The sequence below is a fragment of the Hahella sp. CR1 genome (assembly GCF_029813005.1).
In the GTDB taxonomy this organism is placed as follows: domain Bacteria; phylum Pseudomonadota; class Gammaproteobacteria; order Pseudomonadales; family Oleiphilaceae; genus Hahella.
In genome coordinates, this window is the sequence record NZ_JAPELK010000020.1 from 64327 (window position 1) to 78138 (window position 13812).

The 13812-nt window shown below is 55.0% G+C and carries 14 protein-coding genes; 8 read left to right on the plus strand and 6 right to left on the minus strand.

The window, feature by feature from the left end; genetic code table 11:
• Positions 1 to 3: 3 nt before the first annotated feature.
• From ureE to ONV78_RS29655, 5 genes are all read right to left on the minus strand, one after another.
• Positions 4 to 609 (minus strand): urease accessory protein UreE, encoded by a 606-nt coding sequence (gene ureE / locus ONV78_RS29635; RefSeq protein WP_279508168.1) that lies wholly within the window; start codon positions 607 to 609, stop codon positions 4 to 6.
• Between the two features lie 15 nt (positions 610 to 624).
• Positions 625 to 2328 carry an urease subunit alpha gene (gene ureC / locus ONV78_RS29640; RefSeq protein ID WP_279508170.1) on the minus strand — a complete coding sequence of 568 codons (1704 nt, stop codon included), beginning with the start codon at positions 2326 to 2328 and terminating at the stop codon, positions 625 to 627.
• A 63-nt stretch (positions 2329 to 2391) separates the two neighbouring features.
• Positions 2392 to 2697 (minus strand): urease subunit beta, encoded by a 306-nt coding sequence (locus tag ONV78_RS29645; RefSeq protein WP_279508172.1) that lies wholly within the window; start codon positions 2695 to 2697, stop codon positions 2392 to 2394.
• A 20-nt stretch (positions 2698 to 2717) separates the two neighbouring features.
• The gene (ureA, locus tag ONV78_RS29650; protein WP_216737372.1) at positions 2718 to 3020 is read right to left on the minus strand and encodes an urease subunit gamma; all 303 of its coding nucleotides are present in this window, start codon (positions 3018 to 3020) and stop codon (positions 2718 to 2720) included.
• Positions 3021 to 3112: 92 nt separating this feature from the next.
• On the minus strand, positions 3113 to 4186 hold the full coding sequence (locus tag ONV78_RS29655) for an urease accessory protein UreD (protein ID WP_279508174.1): 1074 nt from the start codon (positions 4184 to 4186) through the stop codon (positions 3113 to 3115).
• 321 nt (positions 4187 to 4507) lie between these two features.
• Between ONV78_RS29655 and urtA the strand changes: the two genes are divergently transcribed.
• From urtA to ONV78_RS29695, 8 genes are all read left to right on the plus strand, one after another.
• Positions 4508 to 5797: an urea ABC transporter substrate-binding protein gene (gene urtA, locus ONV78_RS29660; protein ID WP_216737374.1), complete on the plus strand. Its 1290-nt coding sequence runs from the start codon at positions 4508 to 4510 to the stop codon at positions 5795 to 5797.
• 104 nt (positions 5798 to 5901) lie between these two features.
• On the plus strand, positions 5902 to 7581 hold the full coding sequence (gene urtB, locus ONV78_RS29665) for an urea ABC transporter permease subunit UrtB (protein ID WP_279508175.1): 1680 nt from the start codon (positions 5902 to 5904) through the stop codon (positions 7579 to 7581).
• Entirely contained in the window at positions 7581 to 8828 is a 1248-nt protein-coding gene (gene urtC, locus ONV78_RS29670; RefSeq protein WP_279508176.1) for an urea ABC transporter permease subunit UrtC, read from the plus strand. The genes urtB and urtC overlap by 1 nt, the downstream gene beginning before the upstream one ends.
• Before the next feature lie 9 nt (positions 8829 to 8837).
• Positions 8838 to 9596 (plus strand): urea ABC transporter ATP-binding protein UrtD, encoded by a 759-nt coding sequence (gene urtD, locus ONV78_RS29675; RefSeq protein WP_216737377.1) that lies wholly within the window; start codon positions 8838 to 8840, stop codon positions 9594 to 9596.
• A gap of 54 nt (positions 9597 to 9650) precedes the next feature.
• A complete protein-coding gene (gene urtE / locus ONV78_RS29680) occupies positions 9651 to 10346 on the plus strand; it encodes an urea ABC transporter ATP-binding subunit UrtE (RefSeq protein ID WP_011398282.1) in 696 nt (231 codons plus the stop codon).
• A 220-nt stretch (positions 10347 to 10566) separates the two neighbouring features.
• Positions 10567 to 10983, plus strand: coding sequence for a hypothetical protein (locus ONV78_RS29685; protein ID WP_279508178.1), 417 nt, complete (start codon positions 10567 to 10569; stop codon positions 10981 to 10983).
• A complete protein-coding gene (locus tag ONV78_RS29690; RefSeq protein WP_279508179.1) occupies positions 10970 to 11233 on the plus strand; it encodes a hypothetical protein in 264 nt (87 codons plus the stop codon). Before ONV78_RS29685 ends, ONV78_RS29690 begins: the two co-directional genes overlap by 14 nt.
• 552 nt (positions 11234 to 11785) lie before the next feature.
• On the plus strand, positions 11786 to 12145 hold the full coding sequence (locus ONV78_RS29695) for a histone-like nucleoid-structuring protein, MvaT/MvaU family (RefSeq protein ID WP_279508180.1): 360 nt from the start codon (positions 11786 to 11788) through the stop codon (positions 12143 to 12145).
• A 232-nt stretch (positions 12146 to 12377) separates the two neighbouring features.
• Here the strand turns inward: ONV78_RS29695 and ONV78_RS29700 are convergent.
• The coding region (locus tag ONV78_RS29700; RefSeq protein WP_279508181.1) for an alpha/beta fold hydrolase at positions 12378 to 13812 on the minus strand (1435 nt) is incomplete at its 5' end.

Genomic DNA, 13812 nt, shown 5'->3' on the forward strand with positions numbered 1-13812 from the left:
CCTTTAATGCTCGTGAGGGTGTGAATGAAGGTGAACATGATCATGTGGATGTTCATGATCCGGCCCGTGAAAATGGTAACGCGCACTGAGCTCTCTGGCGTCGTGGCGATTCTGGTCGTGAGAGTGGTCGTGGCCATGATGGTGGCCGCCATGTCCGCCATGTCCGCCATGTCCGCTATGTCCACCATAGGCGCCGTTTTCAGGATTGAACGGCGCAGATTCTCGCACGACTTCCAATCCATACAGGCGGCACAGATCCTCCAGAACATGGTCCGGTTGGAAGCGCACCCAGAGTTCGCCAATCTGTAGCGGCGTATGTCGGTTGCCCAGGTGATAGCAAATTTGCGCAAACTGACGCGCTTCGCTGGCCTGCGCGGTGGCGACGGTTTCCGGCGCGGCGCTGATGGCATAGACGTTTCCGTTTTCCGCCAGCAGCAGGTCGCCGTCCAGCAGGGTTTTGCCGCGTTCCAGAAACAGCCCGACATCTTCTCCAGACTGGGTTTGGGCGCGCAAACGGCCGCGTTTGCGTTCATCGTAAGTCAGGCTGATGACGCCAGCGACGGCGGGCGTCTGTCCGGTCTCGATATAGCGTTCGGTGATGCGAATCATGCTGTGCCTCCGCTTTTAGAAGAGAAAATAGCGCTGCGCCAGAGGCAGCACTTTTGCAGGCTCACAGACCAGCAGCTCGCCGTTGGCGCGCACTTCATAGGTTTGCGAATCCACTTCCATCTGCGGCGTCAGGTCGTTCAGCACCATGCTCTTCTTGGTGACGGCGCGGGTGTTGCGACAGGCGCTGAGCGGGGACTGCAAACCGAACAGCTCTTTCACTCCGTTATCCAGAGCGGCCTGGCAGACAAAGGTGAGGCGGGTCTGCTGCATGGCCTGACCGAAGGCGCCGAACATGGGGCGATAGTGCACCGGCTGTGGCGTCGGGATGGAGGCGTTGGCGTCGCCCATAGGAGCGGCTGCGATCATACCGCCTTTGATGATCAGGGAGGGTTTGGCCCCGAAGAAAGCTGGTCGCCATAAAATAATATCCGCAAGCTTGCCGGGCTCCAGCGATCCCACTTCGTGGGCGATGCCGTGTGCGATAGCGGGATTGATGGTGTATTTGGCGATGTAGCGTTTGGCGCGAAAGTTGTCGGCGCGCTCCGAGTCCTGCGCCAACGGGCCGCGCTGCACCTTCATCTTATGCGCGGTCTGCCAGGTGCGGCAGACCACTTCGCCAACTCGGCCCATGGCTTGAGAGTCGGAGGAGATCATGCTGAATGCGCCAAGGTCGTGCAGGATGTCTTCCGCGGCGATGGTTTCCTTACGGATGCGGGAATCGGCGAAGGCGACGTCTTCTGGGATATCCGGGTCCAGATGGTGGCACACCATCAGCATGTCCAGATGCTCGTCCACAGTGTTGACGGTGTAAGGCCGGGTCGGATTAGTGGAGGAGGGCAGCACGTTCAGTTCGCCGCAGGCCTTGATAATGTCAGGTGCGTGACCGCCGCCGGCGCCTTCGGTGTGATAGGTGTGGATGGTGCGCCCTTTGAACGCCGCCAGCGTATCCTCGACAAAACCAGACTCATTCAGCGTGTCGGTGTGAATGGCCACCTGCACATCGTACTTTTCGGCGATATTCAGGCAGTTGTCGATGGAGGCTGGCGTGGTGCCCCAATCCTCGTGCAGCTTTAATCCCATGGCGCCGGCGAGCATCTGCTCTTCCAGCGCCGCCGGCAGGCTGGCGTTGCCTTTGCCGAGAAAACCCAGGTTCATGGGAAAGGCGTCGGCCGCCTGCAGCATCTTGCCCATATGCCACGGACCGGGGGTGCAGGTGGTGGCGTTGGTGCCGGTGGCGGGACCGGTGCCGCCGCCCAGCATGGTGGTGACGCCGGACATCAACGCTTCTTCGATTTGCTGCGGACAGATGAAATGTATGTGGGCGTCGATACCGCCGGCGGTGGCGATCATGCCTTCGCCGGCAATGACTTCGGTGCCTGGGCCAATAATAATGTCGATGTTGTCCTGAATATCCGGGTTGCCCGCTTTGCCGATGGCGGCGATACGACCCTGCTTGAGCCCGATGTCCGCCTTGACGACGCCCCAGTGGTCAAGAATCAGCGCATTGGTGATAACGGTGTCCACCGCTTCTGTATTAGGACGTTGCGACTGTCCCATACCGTCACGGATAACCTTGCCGCCGCCGAATTTCACTTCGTGGCCGTAGGCGGCGTAATCTTTTTCCACTTCAATCCATAATTCGGTGTCGCCCAGGCGCACCCGATCGCCTACGGTTGGCCCGAACATGTCGGCGTAGGCGGCTCTAGAAATCTTTGCCATGGTGATAAGTCCTGCTATGTAACCTGTTTGCGTGCTGCCTTATTTTTGTCGCGCCGGGCGTTGTCATAAGTCGCCCATGACATCGCCGCGGAAACCGTAAACCTTGCGCTCGCCACCCAGGGCGACCAACTCCACCGTGCGAGTTTGTCCGGGCTCAAAGCGTACGGCGGTTCCGGCGGCGATATTCAGGCGGAAGCCGCGCGCCTGCTCTCGAGGAAAGTACAGCGCCGGGTTGGTCTCAAAGAAGTGATAATGAGAACCCACTTGCACCGGCCGGTCGCCGGTATTGGTGACTTCCACGGTAATGGTCGGCAGGCCGGCGTTGATTTCGATATCGCCGGGGAGGGCGTCTATTTCTCCTGGAATCATGACTGGATCTCCATCAGCGATTAAGGGATAGGGTTGTGGACTGTGACCAGTTTGGTGCCGTCCGGGAAAGTGGCTTCCACCTGCACCTCTGGAATCATTTCCGGTATGCCGTCCATGACGTCTTCCCGCGTCAGCAGCGTGCGACCGTAAGCCATCAGCTCCGCTACGCTGCGGCCATCCCGGGCGCCTTCCACGATTTCCATGCTCAGGTAGGCCATCGCCTCCGGGTAATTCAGTTTCAATCCCCGCGCTTTACGACGCTCCGCCACCAGTGCGGCGGTGTACAGCAGCAGTTTGTCTTTTTCTCTAGGGGTGAGTTCCATCGTGAACTTCCTCTTTTATCTTGCGGTTACTTTTATTGTTCGATTGCTGAGTTTTGAGCCGTCATCGGCGATCGCCTCAAAACCGGTCTGCGTCAGGTCGCCCAGATTCGCGGCGGATGACTTTCCACGCCGATTAAGGCTGGACGCAGCAGGGACCACGCCGCCATAAACAACCGCTTGATGGGCTCCGACTGCTGACACAGCGCGCGCAGGATGATCAGATCGTCCTTGCGCGTCAGGGTCCAGCTCAGGTCTTTGTCTACGGTAAGGGCGGCGATGGCTGCATTCGTCTGCAACGCCTCGCGGCATTGTTGCAGCAGCTTTTGCGGCGAGCCCTGCACGTATCCGGCGAGCAGCGATCCGTAAACCTGGCGCCCCTGCAGTCCCCAGGGCTCTTTAAACCCGGGGCCCTCGCCGCGCAACGCGACCCGCTCGAAGAAGCAGGGCGCGCCGTCACGCAGAATCTGGGTAGTCTGGGTGAAGGCGCCACGGGCGAATGGTGCGTCCGCCGCCGGGCGTCCCAAGGCGGTGATTTCCCAGGCGATGAAGCGGCTGGCGGCGCTGGTTTCTAACCGCAATGTCTGCGCGCCCTCGGCGCCGTCGTAAATAATATTTTCCTGGGGCAGCCATTCCAGGCTGTCCGCGTCGGCGCAGTGCAGCCGAACGGTCTGACATTGCCGGTGTCCGGCTGCGTCAGTGCGATAGATTTTGCCGGCGGAAGGGGTAGTGAACAGCGCGCCTGCGCCTTGCTCCACTCGGGCGTCAATTTCGATTTCATCTCCGCAAACCAGACCGCCGGGAGGATGCAATATATAGATGTGGGGGCGTTGCGCGCCTTCTGGATAAAACGGTCGTTGCACCCGCAGAGGGCCTTGGTGAACGGCTTGCTTCAATATGGTGCGATTTGACTCTTTGGTCAGGTTTAATGTGAGCGACGCCCGCCAGTTTCTGGCGCCGGTGGCGGCGGAAGAGCCAGGATTCAATTCCTGCTCCGCCTGCTTGTTTTTATCGGTGAATTGCTCTGCAAGCATTACGCTGCGTACCTTTACGCTGGGGTCGCGATCTCTGTCCGCGACTTTCTTCTTACCCGCTGCGCCCTGAAACAATGCGTGGACGCGCTCGTTTCTGTCTCGTTGTGGCAAGTCATTAAGCGAATGCTGTGCCAACCCCTCGCCATTTTGGCGCTGACAGGGCGAAGGCGACGGTTTAAAAGCGTTCGGGGGCTCTGTTTTTGCACCGCTTTGGTTCATGGGGTTGGCGCGCCTTAAGTGGGGCGTCAGGCATTTTTTGAGCGCGCCCCGATATTGTGCCCCCATGCTTGAGACATGGGTCACACTGGTGCGAATGGGGGCTCCGTAAAACTACGTATCTTTGGGTTTTCAAATGTAACGTTATGAAAACAAAGAGATAAAAAAGTGATGGAACACTGCGTGCGTTGCTTGCGACGGGAGAAACTCACAACATTAACCCGTATCGGAGTTCGTACAATGAAAAAAATGTCTAGGCGTGTTGGGATTGGTTTGAGCGCGTTGGCCCTTTCGATCAGCGCCTCCCTGGCGCAGGCGGCGGACACCATCAAGGTGGGCGTTCTGCACAGCCTGAGCGGAACCATGGCTATCAGCGAGACAACTCTGAAGGATACAGTTCTCATGCTCGTGGATGAGCAAAACAAGAAGGGCGGCCTGCTTGGCAAGAAGCTTGAAGCCGTCGTGGTTGATCCCGCTTCCAACTGGCCGCTGTTCGCAGAGAAAGCGCGCGAGCTGTTGGAAAAAGACAAAGTGGATGTGGTGTTCGGCTGCTGGACCTCCGTCTCGCGCAAATCCGTACTGCCGGTGTTTGAAGAGCTGAACGGCCTGTTGTTCTATCCGGTGCAATACGAAGGGGAAGAGTCCTCCAAGAACGTTTTCTATACCGGCGCCGCGCCTAACCAGCAGGCGGTGCCTGCGGTCGACTATCTGATGAATGAGCTGGGCGTGAAGCGCTGGGTGCTGGCGGGCACCGACTATGTGTATCCGCGCACCACCAACAAAATCCTGGAAGCCTATCTGAAATCGAAAGGCGTCAAACAGGAAGACATCATGATCAACTACACGCCTTTCGGGCACTCCGACTGGCAGAGCATTGTCTCTGATATCAAAAAGTTCGGTTCAGCCGGCAAGAAAACCGCAGTGGTGTCCACCATCAACGGCGACGCCAACGTGCCTTTCTATAAAGAGCTGGGCAACCAGGGCATTTCCGCGGAAGACATCCCGGTCGTGGCCTTCTCCGTGGGTGAAGAAGAGTTGTCCGGTCTGGACACCAAACCCCTGGTCGGCCACCTGGCGGCCTGGAACTATTTCATGAGCGTGGACGCGGAAGCGAACGATGAATTCATCGATTCCTGGAAAACCTTTATCAAGGATAAAAAACGCGTCACCAACGACCCTATGGAAGCGCACTTCATCGGCTTCAACATGTGGGCGGAAGCGGTCAAGAAAGCCGGGACTACCGATCCAGACGTAGTCGGTCAGGCAATTGTCGGCGTCACGGTGCCTAACCTGTCCGGCGGCTACGCCACCATGATGCCGAACCACCACATCACCAAACCGGTGCTGATAGGCGAAATTCAGGAAGACGGTCAGTTTGAAACCGTGTGGCGCACTTCCGGCGCTGTCATGGGCGACGCCTGGTCCGACTATCTGCCAGGCAGCAAAGACCTGACGGCGGACTGGACCCTGCCTCTGAGTTGCGGCAACTACAACGTCAAAACCGGCAAATGCTCCGGGCAAAACTATTAATCGATAACGCCCATCCCATCGCGGAAATTACTGTGACGCCGGCTTCGGCTGGCGTCACAGCGCAGACTTCCGCCGGGCGTAAACCGCTACGGAAAGAGTAACCCATGCGACGACTTTCCCTCCTGTTTTCCCCAAGCTCGCGGCTGAGTTTTGTAAGACTGGGCTGCGCGCTATTAATGATATGTATGTGGATGCTGGGTTCCGGCGCACAGGCGGAGCCCGCTGACGCACGCCTGGAACCCATTCTTACCCAATTAAAGACGGCGGGCTTTACTGAAAAAGAGCAGCTCGTCAGCAAATTAAGCGAGATTGACGATCCCCAGGTCGCTCCCATTCTCAGCGCGTTGCTGGAAGGCGATCTGCAATACGCCAAGAAAGGCGAAGGCGAAGTGGTTATCTTGCGCTACGCCAATGATCTTTACTCTGCGCAAAACGCGCTGACCGGCGAGGTGACGGAGGATGTCGAGAAGCGCGCGTTCAAGAAGATCAGTGTGAATAATTCCCTGCGGCAATTGCTGCGGGAAAGTCTGGCGGCGCTGCAATTGCGTGCGCCGGATGTGAATGTGCGTCTGGAAGCGGCGCGCAATATGATGAAATCCGATGACGCGAGCAATATTCCTCTACTGCAGCGCGCGCTGGAGAAAGAGCAGGATGCGTCCGTTCAAGAGCTGTTATCTGTCGATCTGGCCATGTTGCAGGCGCGCTATGGCGAAACAACGCAGAGTCGGGTGGCGGCGATAGAGCAACTGCAGGGCGAGCTCTATGTGGAAGTGCGTTCGCTGCTGCGCAGCTTTCTGAACACCAACGGCCAGGGCGAGTTCCTGGAACCGGACCCAGCCGTAAGGCAGGCGGCGCAGGAGGCGTTGGATGCGATCGAAAGCCTGGTCGCCTTCAATAAAGGCGTGGAGAACGTGTACTTCGGCGTCAGTCTGGGCGCGGTGCTGTTGCTGGCGGCGGTAGGGCTGGCCATCACATTTGGTGTGATGGGAGTCATCAATATGGCCCACGGCGAGATGATTATGTTGGGCGCCTACACCACTTATGTGATTCAGCAATGGATGCCGAACCATATTGAGTACTCTTTATTTGTCGCCATTCCTGCCGCGTTTCTGGTGTCGGGGCTGGCGGGCGTCGTGATCGAGCGTGGCGTGATCCGTTTTCTTTACGGTCGCCCACTGGAAACCCTATTGGCCACTTTTGGCATTAGCCTGTGTCTGCAGCAACTGGTCAGAACCGTTTTTGGTTCCTTGAATCAATCCGTTATTACGCCGGCCTGGATGTCGGGGTCTATTGAGATCAACGGCGCACTGTCTCTGACCTACAACCGTTTATACATCATTATCTTCAGCATTCTGGTGCTGCTGGCGCTGGCGGCGTTGCTGCGTAAAACCCAGTTCGGACTGCAAATGCGGGCGGTGACGCAAAACCGACCTATGGCCAGCTCCATGGGGATTCGCACCGGCTGGCTGGATGCGCTGACCTTTGGTCTGGGCTCCGGCATCGCCGGTATCGCCGGCGTGGCGTTGAGTCAGTTAACCAATGTCGGCCCTAATCTGGGCCAGTCCTACATCATCGACTCATTCATGGTGGTGGTGTTCGGCGGCGTGGGCAATCTCATGGGCACCTTCGTAGGAGCCATGTCCCTGGGGGTCGCTAATAAACTGATGGAGCCTTTTGCTGGCGCGGTGCTGGCGAAAATCCTGGTGCTGGTTTTCATCATTCTATTTATCCAGAAATACCCGCGGGGCATGTTCGCCCTCAAGGGCCGCGCGGTGGAGGGCTGATGACGATGCAGTTGGGACCTGTCACTCGACTTCTTATGAACGATAAAGGCGGTCGCTATCTGCTGCTGGCGCTGGCCGCGCTGGCGGTGATCGTGCCTCTGTTGAATCTGACTATGGCGCCGGGTTCGGCGCTACACGTGTCCACTTACACGGTGACATTGCTTGGAAAGTACCTCTGCTATGCCCTCTTGGCGCTGGCGGTTGACCTGATTTGGGGATACTGCGGGATTCTCAGTCTGGGGCACGGCGCTTTTTTTGCCTTGGGTGGTTATGCGATGGGAATGTACCTGATGCGCCAGATCGGCGAGCGGGGCGTATACGGCGATCCGTTGTTGCCAGACTTCATGGTGTTTTTGAACTGGAAAGAGCTGCCCTGGTATTGGCACGGCTTCGATAATTTCGGTTTCGCCATGCTGATGGTGGCGTTGGCGCCGGGGCTGTTGGCGTTCGTGTTCGGCTGGCTGGCTTTTCGCTCGCGGGTCACCGGCGTTTATCTCTCCATTATTACCCAGGCGCTGACTTACGCCCTGATGCTGGCGTTTTTCCGTAACGATATGGGATTCGGCGGCAATAACGGTCTGACCGACTTCAAGGATTTGCTGGGCTTCAACCTGCAATCAGACGCCACTCGCTGCGGCCTGTTCATCGCCTCCGCCGTGTCGCTTATGGTGGGCTATGTTCTCTGCCGCTGCATCGTTAACTCCAAACTCGGACGCGTGTTGGTGGCGGTGCGCGACGCGGAAGCGCGCACGCGGTTCTTGGGGTATCGGGTGGATAAATACAAACTCTTTGTATTCGTCGTCTCCTCGGTGCTTGCTGGAATAGCCGGCGCTCTCTATGTCCCTCAGGTGGGCATTATTAACCCCGGTGAGTTTTCCCCCATCAACTCCATCGAGATCATTATCTGGGTGGCCGTAGGCGGGCGCGGCACGCTGTATGGCGCAGTCATTGGAGCGATCGCGGTGAACTACGCGAAAAGTTATTTCACGGGGGCGTTTCCTGAGCTTTGGCTGTATTGCCTGGGCGCCTTATTCGTGGTCACGACGTTGTTTCTGCCTAAAGGTCTGGTCGGGTTGCTTGAGCGCATCCGTCCCAGGGAAAAGTCGGCGTCACCAACGCAGTCTGAAGTGTCTGGGGACGCCGTCACGACTACCGGTTCCGCCGCGCCGACGCCAAGTGAGCCTTCGCCTCCCGCCGCCGCTGACCTGCGCGCCGGGAAAGCGGTGGAAGTCAGTCCCAGCTCATAAGGAAAGATCATGCAAGCGAAACATCTGCAACAACCCAGCATTCTTTATTTAAACGGCGTTTCCGTCAGCTTCGATGGCTTCAAGGCGCTGAACAGTCTGTCATTGATTCTGGCCCCGGGGGAATTGCGCGCGATCATCGGCCCAAACGGCGCAGGTAAGACCACCATGATGGATGTCATTACCGGCAAGACGCGGCCAGACACCGGGCAGGTGCTGTTCAACAATAACGTTGATCTGACTCAGCACGACGAGGCTGAAATCGCCAATATGGGCGTCGGCCGCAAATTCCAGAAGCCGACGGTGATTGAGTCGCTGACAGTGTTTGAAAATCTGGAGCTGGCGCTGCAAGGCGGTCGCAAGGTGTATGAGGCCTTCTTCCATCGACTGAGCAAGGCCCAGAAAACCCGCATTGATGAAATCCTGACGCTGGTGGATCTCAGCGCCAGGGCGGACGAACTCGCTGGCGCTCTCTCGCATGGGCAGAAGCAATGGCTGGAGATTGGCATGTTGCTGATACAAGGGCCGGAATTGCTGCTGATCGATGAGCCGGCGGCGGGAATGACTGACGTGGAAACCGAGAAAACCGCCGAGTTGTTCAAAGCCGTATCCAAGCAGCATTCCCTGGTGGTCGTGGAGCACGACATGGATTTCGTGCGCGCGCTGCAATGCAAAGTCACGGTGCTGCACGAAGGGCGCGTTCTGGCCGAGGGTTCGCTGGATCAGGTGCAGAAGAATCAGCAGGTGATTGAGGTTTATCTGGGGCGGTAACGATAAATCGACGCCCCTGGATCAAACAGCGACAGAATAATCGAGTAATGTCATATGTTGAACGTACAGAACGTAGACTTGTTTTACGGCGCCAGTCAGGCCTTATATGGCGTCAGTATGGAAGCGGAGGCGGGCAAGGTGTCCTGCATTCTGGGTCGCAACGGAGTCGGTAAGACATCGCTGCTGCGGGCATTGTCCGGTCGCCATCCCGTCAAAAAAGGCGCGGTGCTCTGGCAGGGGCGCGATATTGCGCGACTCTCTCCCCATGATCGCGCCAAACTGGGCATCGCCTATGTGCCCCAGGGGCGCGAGATATTCTCCCAGCTCACGGTGCTGGAGAATCTGAAAACCGGCTTCGCCGCTATTCCTCGCAGTCAGCGCAGCATACCAGAGGAAATCTTCACGCTGTTTCCCGTGCTGAAAAGTATGCTGAAACGCCGTGGCGGCGATCTTTCTGGCGGACAGCAACAGCAGCTCGCCATCGCCCGCGCTCTGGTCACCCGTCCCAAACTCCTGATGTTGGACGAGCCGACGGAAGGCATCCAGCCATCCATCATCAAGGATATCCAGAGCGTCATCGGCAGACTGCGCGACAGGGGTGACATGGCCATTGTGCTGATCGAACAGTACCTCGACTTCGCCTACGAACTCGCCGATAACTATGCCGTGCTGGATCGCGGCTCCGTCGTCCTGTCCGGGCAGAAAGCGGACATGGATAAAGAGCAGGTCAGAGGGTACATGACGGTGTGAAGAACTGACTCAGGGATGAGTTTGACGACTACTATCTATCTACTGCCTGCGCGTCATATCCTGCTCAGGTGGCGCCCCTGCGCTTAGCCATTAAAGTTTCATATAAAGAAATCCCTGACATACTCTACTCTTATATAGATTCGTTTCGCTTTGACCCATAGGGAAATGGTAACGCGTTAGAACGGTGTTATTTCTCATTTCCAAGGTTAGAGGTGAAGACATGTTAAGAAGCATCTATGAAAGATACTCGGATTTAATGTGGCGTCCTGTGTCTGTGGAGATTGAGGGTGAGACGCGTGATGCGATGATCTTTGATCTATCGCAGGTGGACGAAAGCGACGCGGAGTGCTTTTTCGACGATCTCTTTTGCGACGGCATGCCTGAAAATTTGGACCTGGACACCAAAATACCGTTTTTAGTCACCGGCTTTATTGACGGCGACTTTGAAGTGGGGGATCTGGATGTCATCGCGCAACCGGAAAGCCTGTTGTTTCTCGATATTGAAAATGCGGAAGATGGAAAATGCCCGGTTTACTACATTGAAGTCGGCGGCACGGCGATAGTGGAAAGCTTTAAGAAGCTATGTGACGATGTGAACGACTTGATTATCGCCCATAGAGAAGATGAGGCAGAATAAATCGACAACGACAGATCTTTATTCATGGCGCCAGCAGGGAGAAATATATTTCTGGCGCTATAAAACCAACCTCAGCGATTACGCTGGCTGGCATTTGAGCGCGGATGCAACCGGCGCCGATTCACTTTTGCAGTTATTGGGGCAATGTACTCAGGCTAATGACGCTCTATTCCGCACCTTAACCTTAAGCAAGCCTGACGCCGCGGCGGCAGTGGCGAACTGCAGCGATCAGGTTATTACCTTCCCCTAACTCAAACTGATCTATACGCCGGATAGGGCGGAACAATGGATCATTAGTGAAACTGAAGACAAACCTTGTCTGGATATATCGAAACAGGACGCTCAGATACTAATGCAGGGATTGCAGGATATTATGGCCGGACGCGGAGACTACGCTTCAGGCGACAAGGAACATCGGCTTTGGTTTTGGTGGAGTTTGAAGTAATCGTAATTCTCATACCTCGTAAAGATCCCGTATCCACTCGAATCACTCACGCCATCATAGTTATCAATTATTAACGTGGCGCCAGACCGTCTATGTATAAGTGGTTTTATCTGGCTGTATAGTTCGCATCACAATGGCTTTGATTATAAAGTGATCGAATTTGCGTAAGGGTAGAGTCGATACAACAAAAATTAATATGACGGTAATGTTATTTATTAGTAAATAATTGTGCTTTATAAGTGAAAATGCTTGATGCTTAATAACTTTGCGTTATACTCCGCTTCCAACTCGTATTGTATTGGTCAGGCTGTAAATGGCCCGGAATCAATAATTTTCATAATTACTTGGGGATAAGAAATGAAAAAGATTAACGCCTACGAAAATACTCTTGCTGAAATCGAAGCGCTGAAAAAGAAACTGGAAGCGCTGGAAAATGACGATGAGCTGAAAAAGAGTCTGGAATTCAAAAAGCAGTTAGAAGAACTGATGAAGACCTACAACGTTTCTTCCGACGAACTGCTGAACCTGCTGGGCCCCGATAAAGCGCCTTCCAAAGCTTCCGCTTCTGACAAGCGTCGTGGCGCACGTCCTTTGAAAGTCTACAAAAACCCACAGACTGGCGAAGTAGTTGAAACCCGCGGCGGTAACCACAAAGTTCTGAACGCGTGGAAAGAACAATACGGCAAAGAAACTGTTGAGAGCTGGTTGGCTGCTTAATGGTTTAATAAGGCTGTAATCGGTTAGCGCTTATACATCCTCCATACGAAGGGGATATCAGTAAAGCGTCATACCAAGCCTTTACGGAAACGCCTCCTATATGGAGGCGTTTTTCGTTATGCGTACTCCTCAATGTAAAGCAGATACGCCTGTTGATGCTTGTTAGGGGAGGGGCTCCTTCTTGCAGGCTTGGTAGAGCGCCGGAGGGCAGGAAGAAGCCATATCCCCATTTCTACAAAAGCATTTCCTCCTCATTGCTTTCGCTATTCATGCGAATATTCCTCTCTGTATTCAGAATAGGTGCAATAGCTGAGGCAATAGAATGAACGTTGTTAGCTCTCAACATTGATACATGTCCGCCATCCACTTTGTGCGCATTAATGGGTTGGGCGCATAGCTGGTTGTAGTTTTCAACGGCCAAACGAAGTAACTTCGTTGAGAAAGAATCTTCGCTGTATAAGAAAAGAAGCTTTCCATGTAACCTGCCGCTTGGCTCATATTGATTGAATAGTGAGTCTTGGGCAGCATAAACGGCTAAGAACCCATCCAGTAGTTGGGTATTGCTATTGGTGGGGAGTAGGCCTCCTATTACCATTAACTGCTTCAGCTCCTCCTCCGCTGATGGAAAATGGTGGTTTGGATCTCTAGACGTTTCCCCAAGAAACTCATCGACAACATGCAACACTTTTTCTGCGACACTCATGTCCGGCACGGCGGTAACTTCACCGGAAAAGACAGTGTTAGATAGCACTGTATCTAAAATAATGACATGCACCTCCTGGCTGCGTGCTTCCAGTTTCTTCGCCAGCTCAAATACTACCCGTCCGCCAAAAGAGTGACCTAATAAGTAGTAGGGCCCTATCGGCTGCTCGATAGTAATTGCGTCCAAGTAACAGCTAATCAATGAATTCCAATCTCTATGAGGCTCTTGAGTTCCATCAAGTCCTTTAGCTTCAAATACTAATACTTGCGCAAACTGACTTAGCGCGTCAGACAACGCCTGATAAGCAATACTAAATCCCCCCGCTCCAGGTACGCAGAATAATTTAGGGAATGCTTTATTCGATAATGTTTCGTCCGATAATCTTACCAGCGGCTTCCACTCTTTGTGCTTATCTCCGACACGATAGGCGTCAATGTATGTGGCTAAGTCTTTTAACTGTGAATGCCCAAAAATATCTCTTACGGCTATTTGGACGCCCAACTGATCACTAATTGCTGAAACTAACCTTATCACTAGTAAAGAATGTCCTCCTGATGCAAAGAAGTTAGCGCTGGCGCTGATGGGGCGGTCGATCTGCAGCAGTGATCGCCAGATGTCAGCTAGTTTGCATTCCGTGGTGGTAACCGGCGCCACAAACTCATCCGTCGAAGCGGCGTAGTCCGGGGCTGGCAGGGCGTTGCGATCGACTTTGCCGTTGGGCGTTAGCGGCATTGAGTCCAGGATTACAAACGCCGAGGGCGTCATGTAGTCAGGCAATTGTTGCGTAATGGTGCGTCTTAATTCACGGGATAATTGCTCTTCAGCCAAGCTACTGCCAGTCTCGGTGATTACATACGCCACCAGACGTTTATCTCCCCGGTCCTCGCGAGCAACCACAACGGACTCCTGGACCGCCTCATGCTGCAGTAAAACCGCTTCGATTTCCCCAAGCTCAATGCGGAAG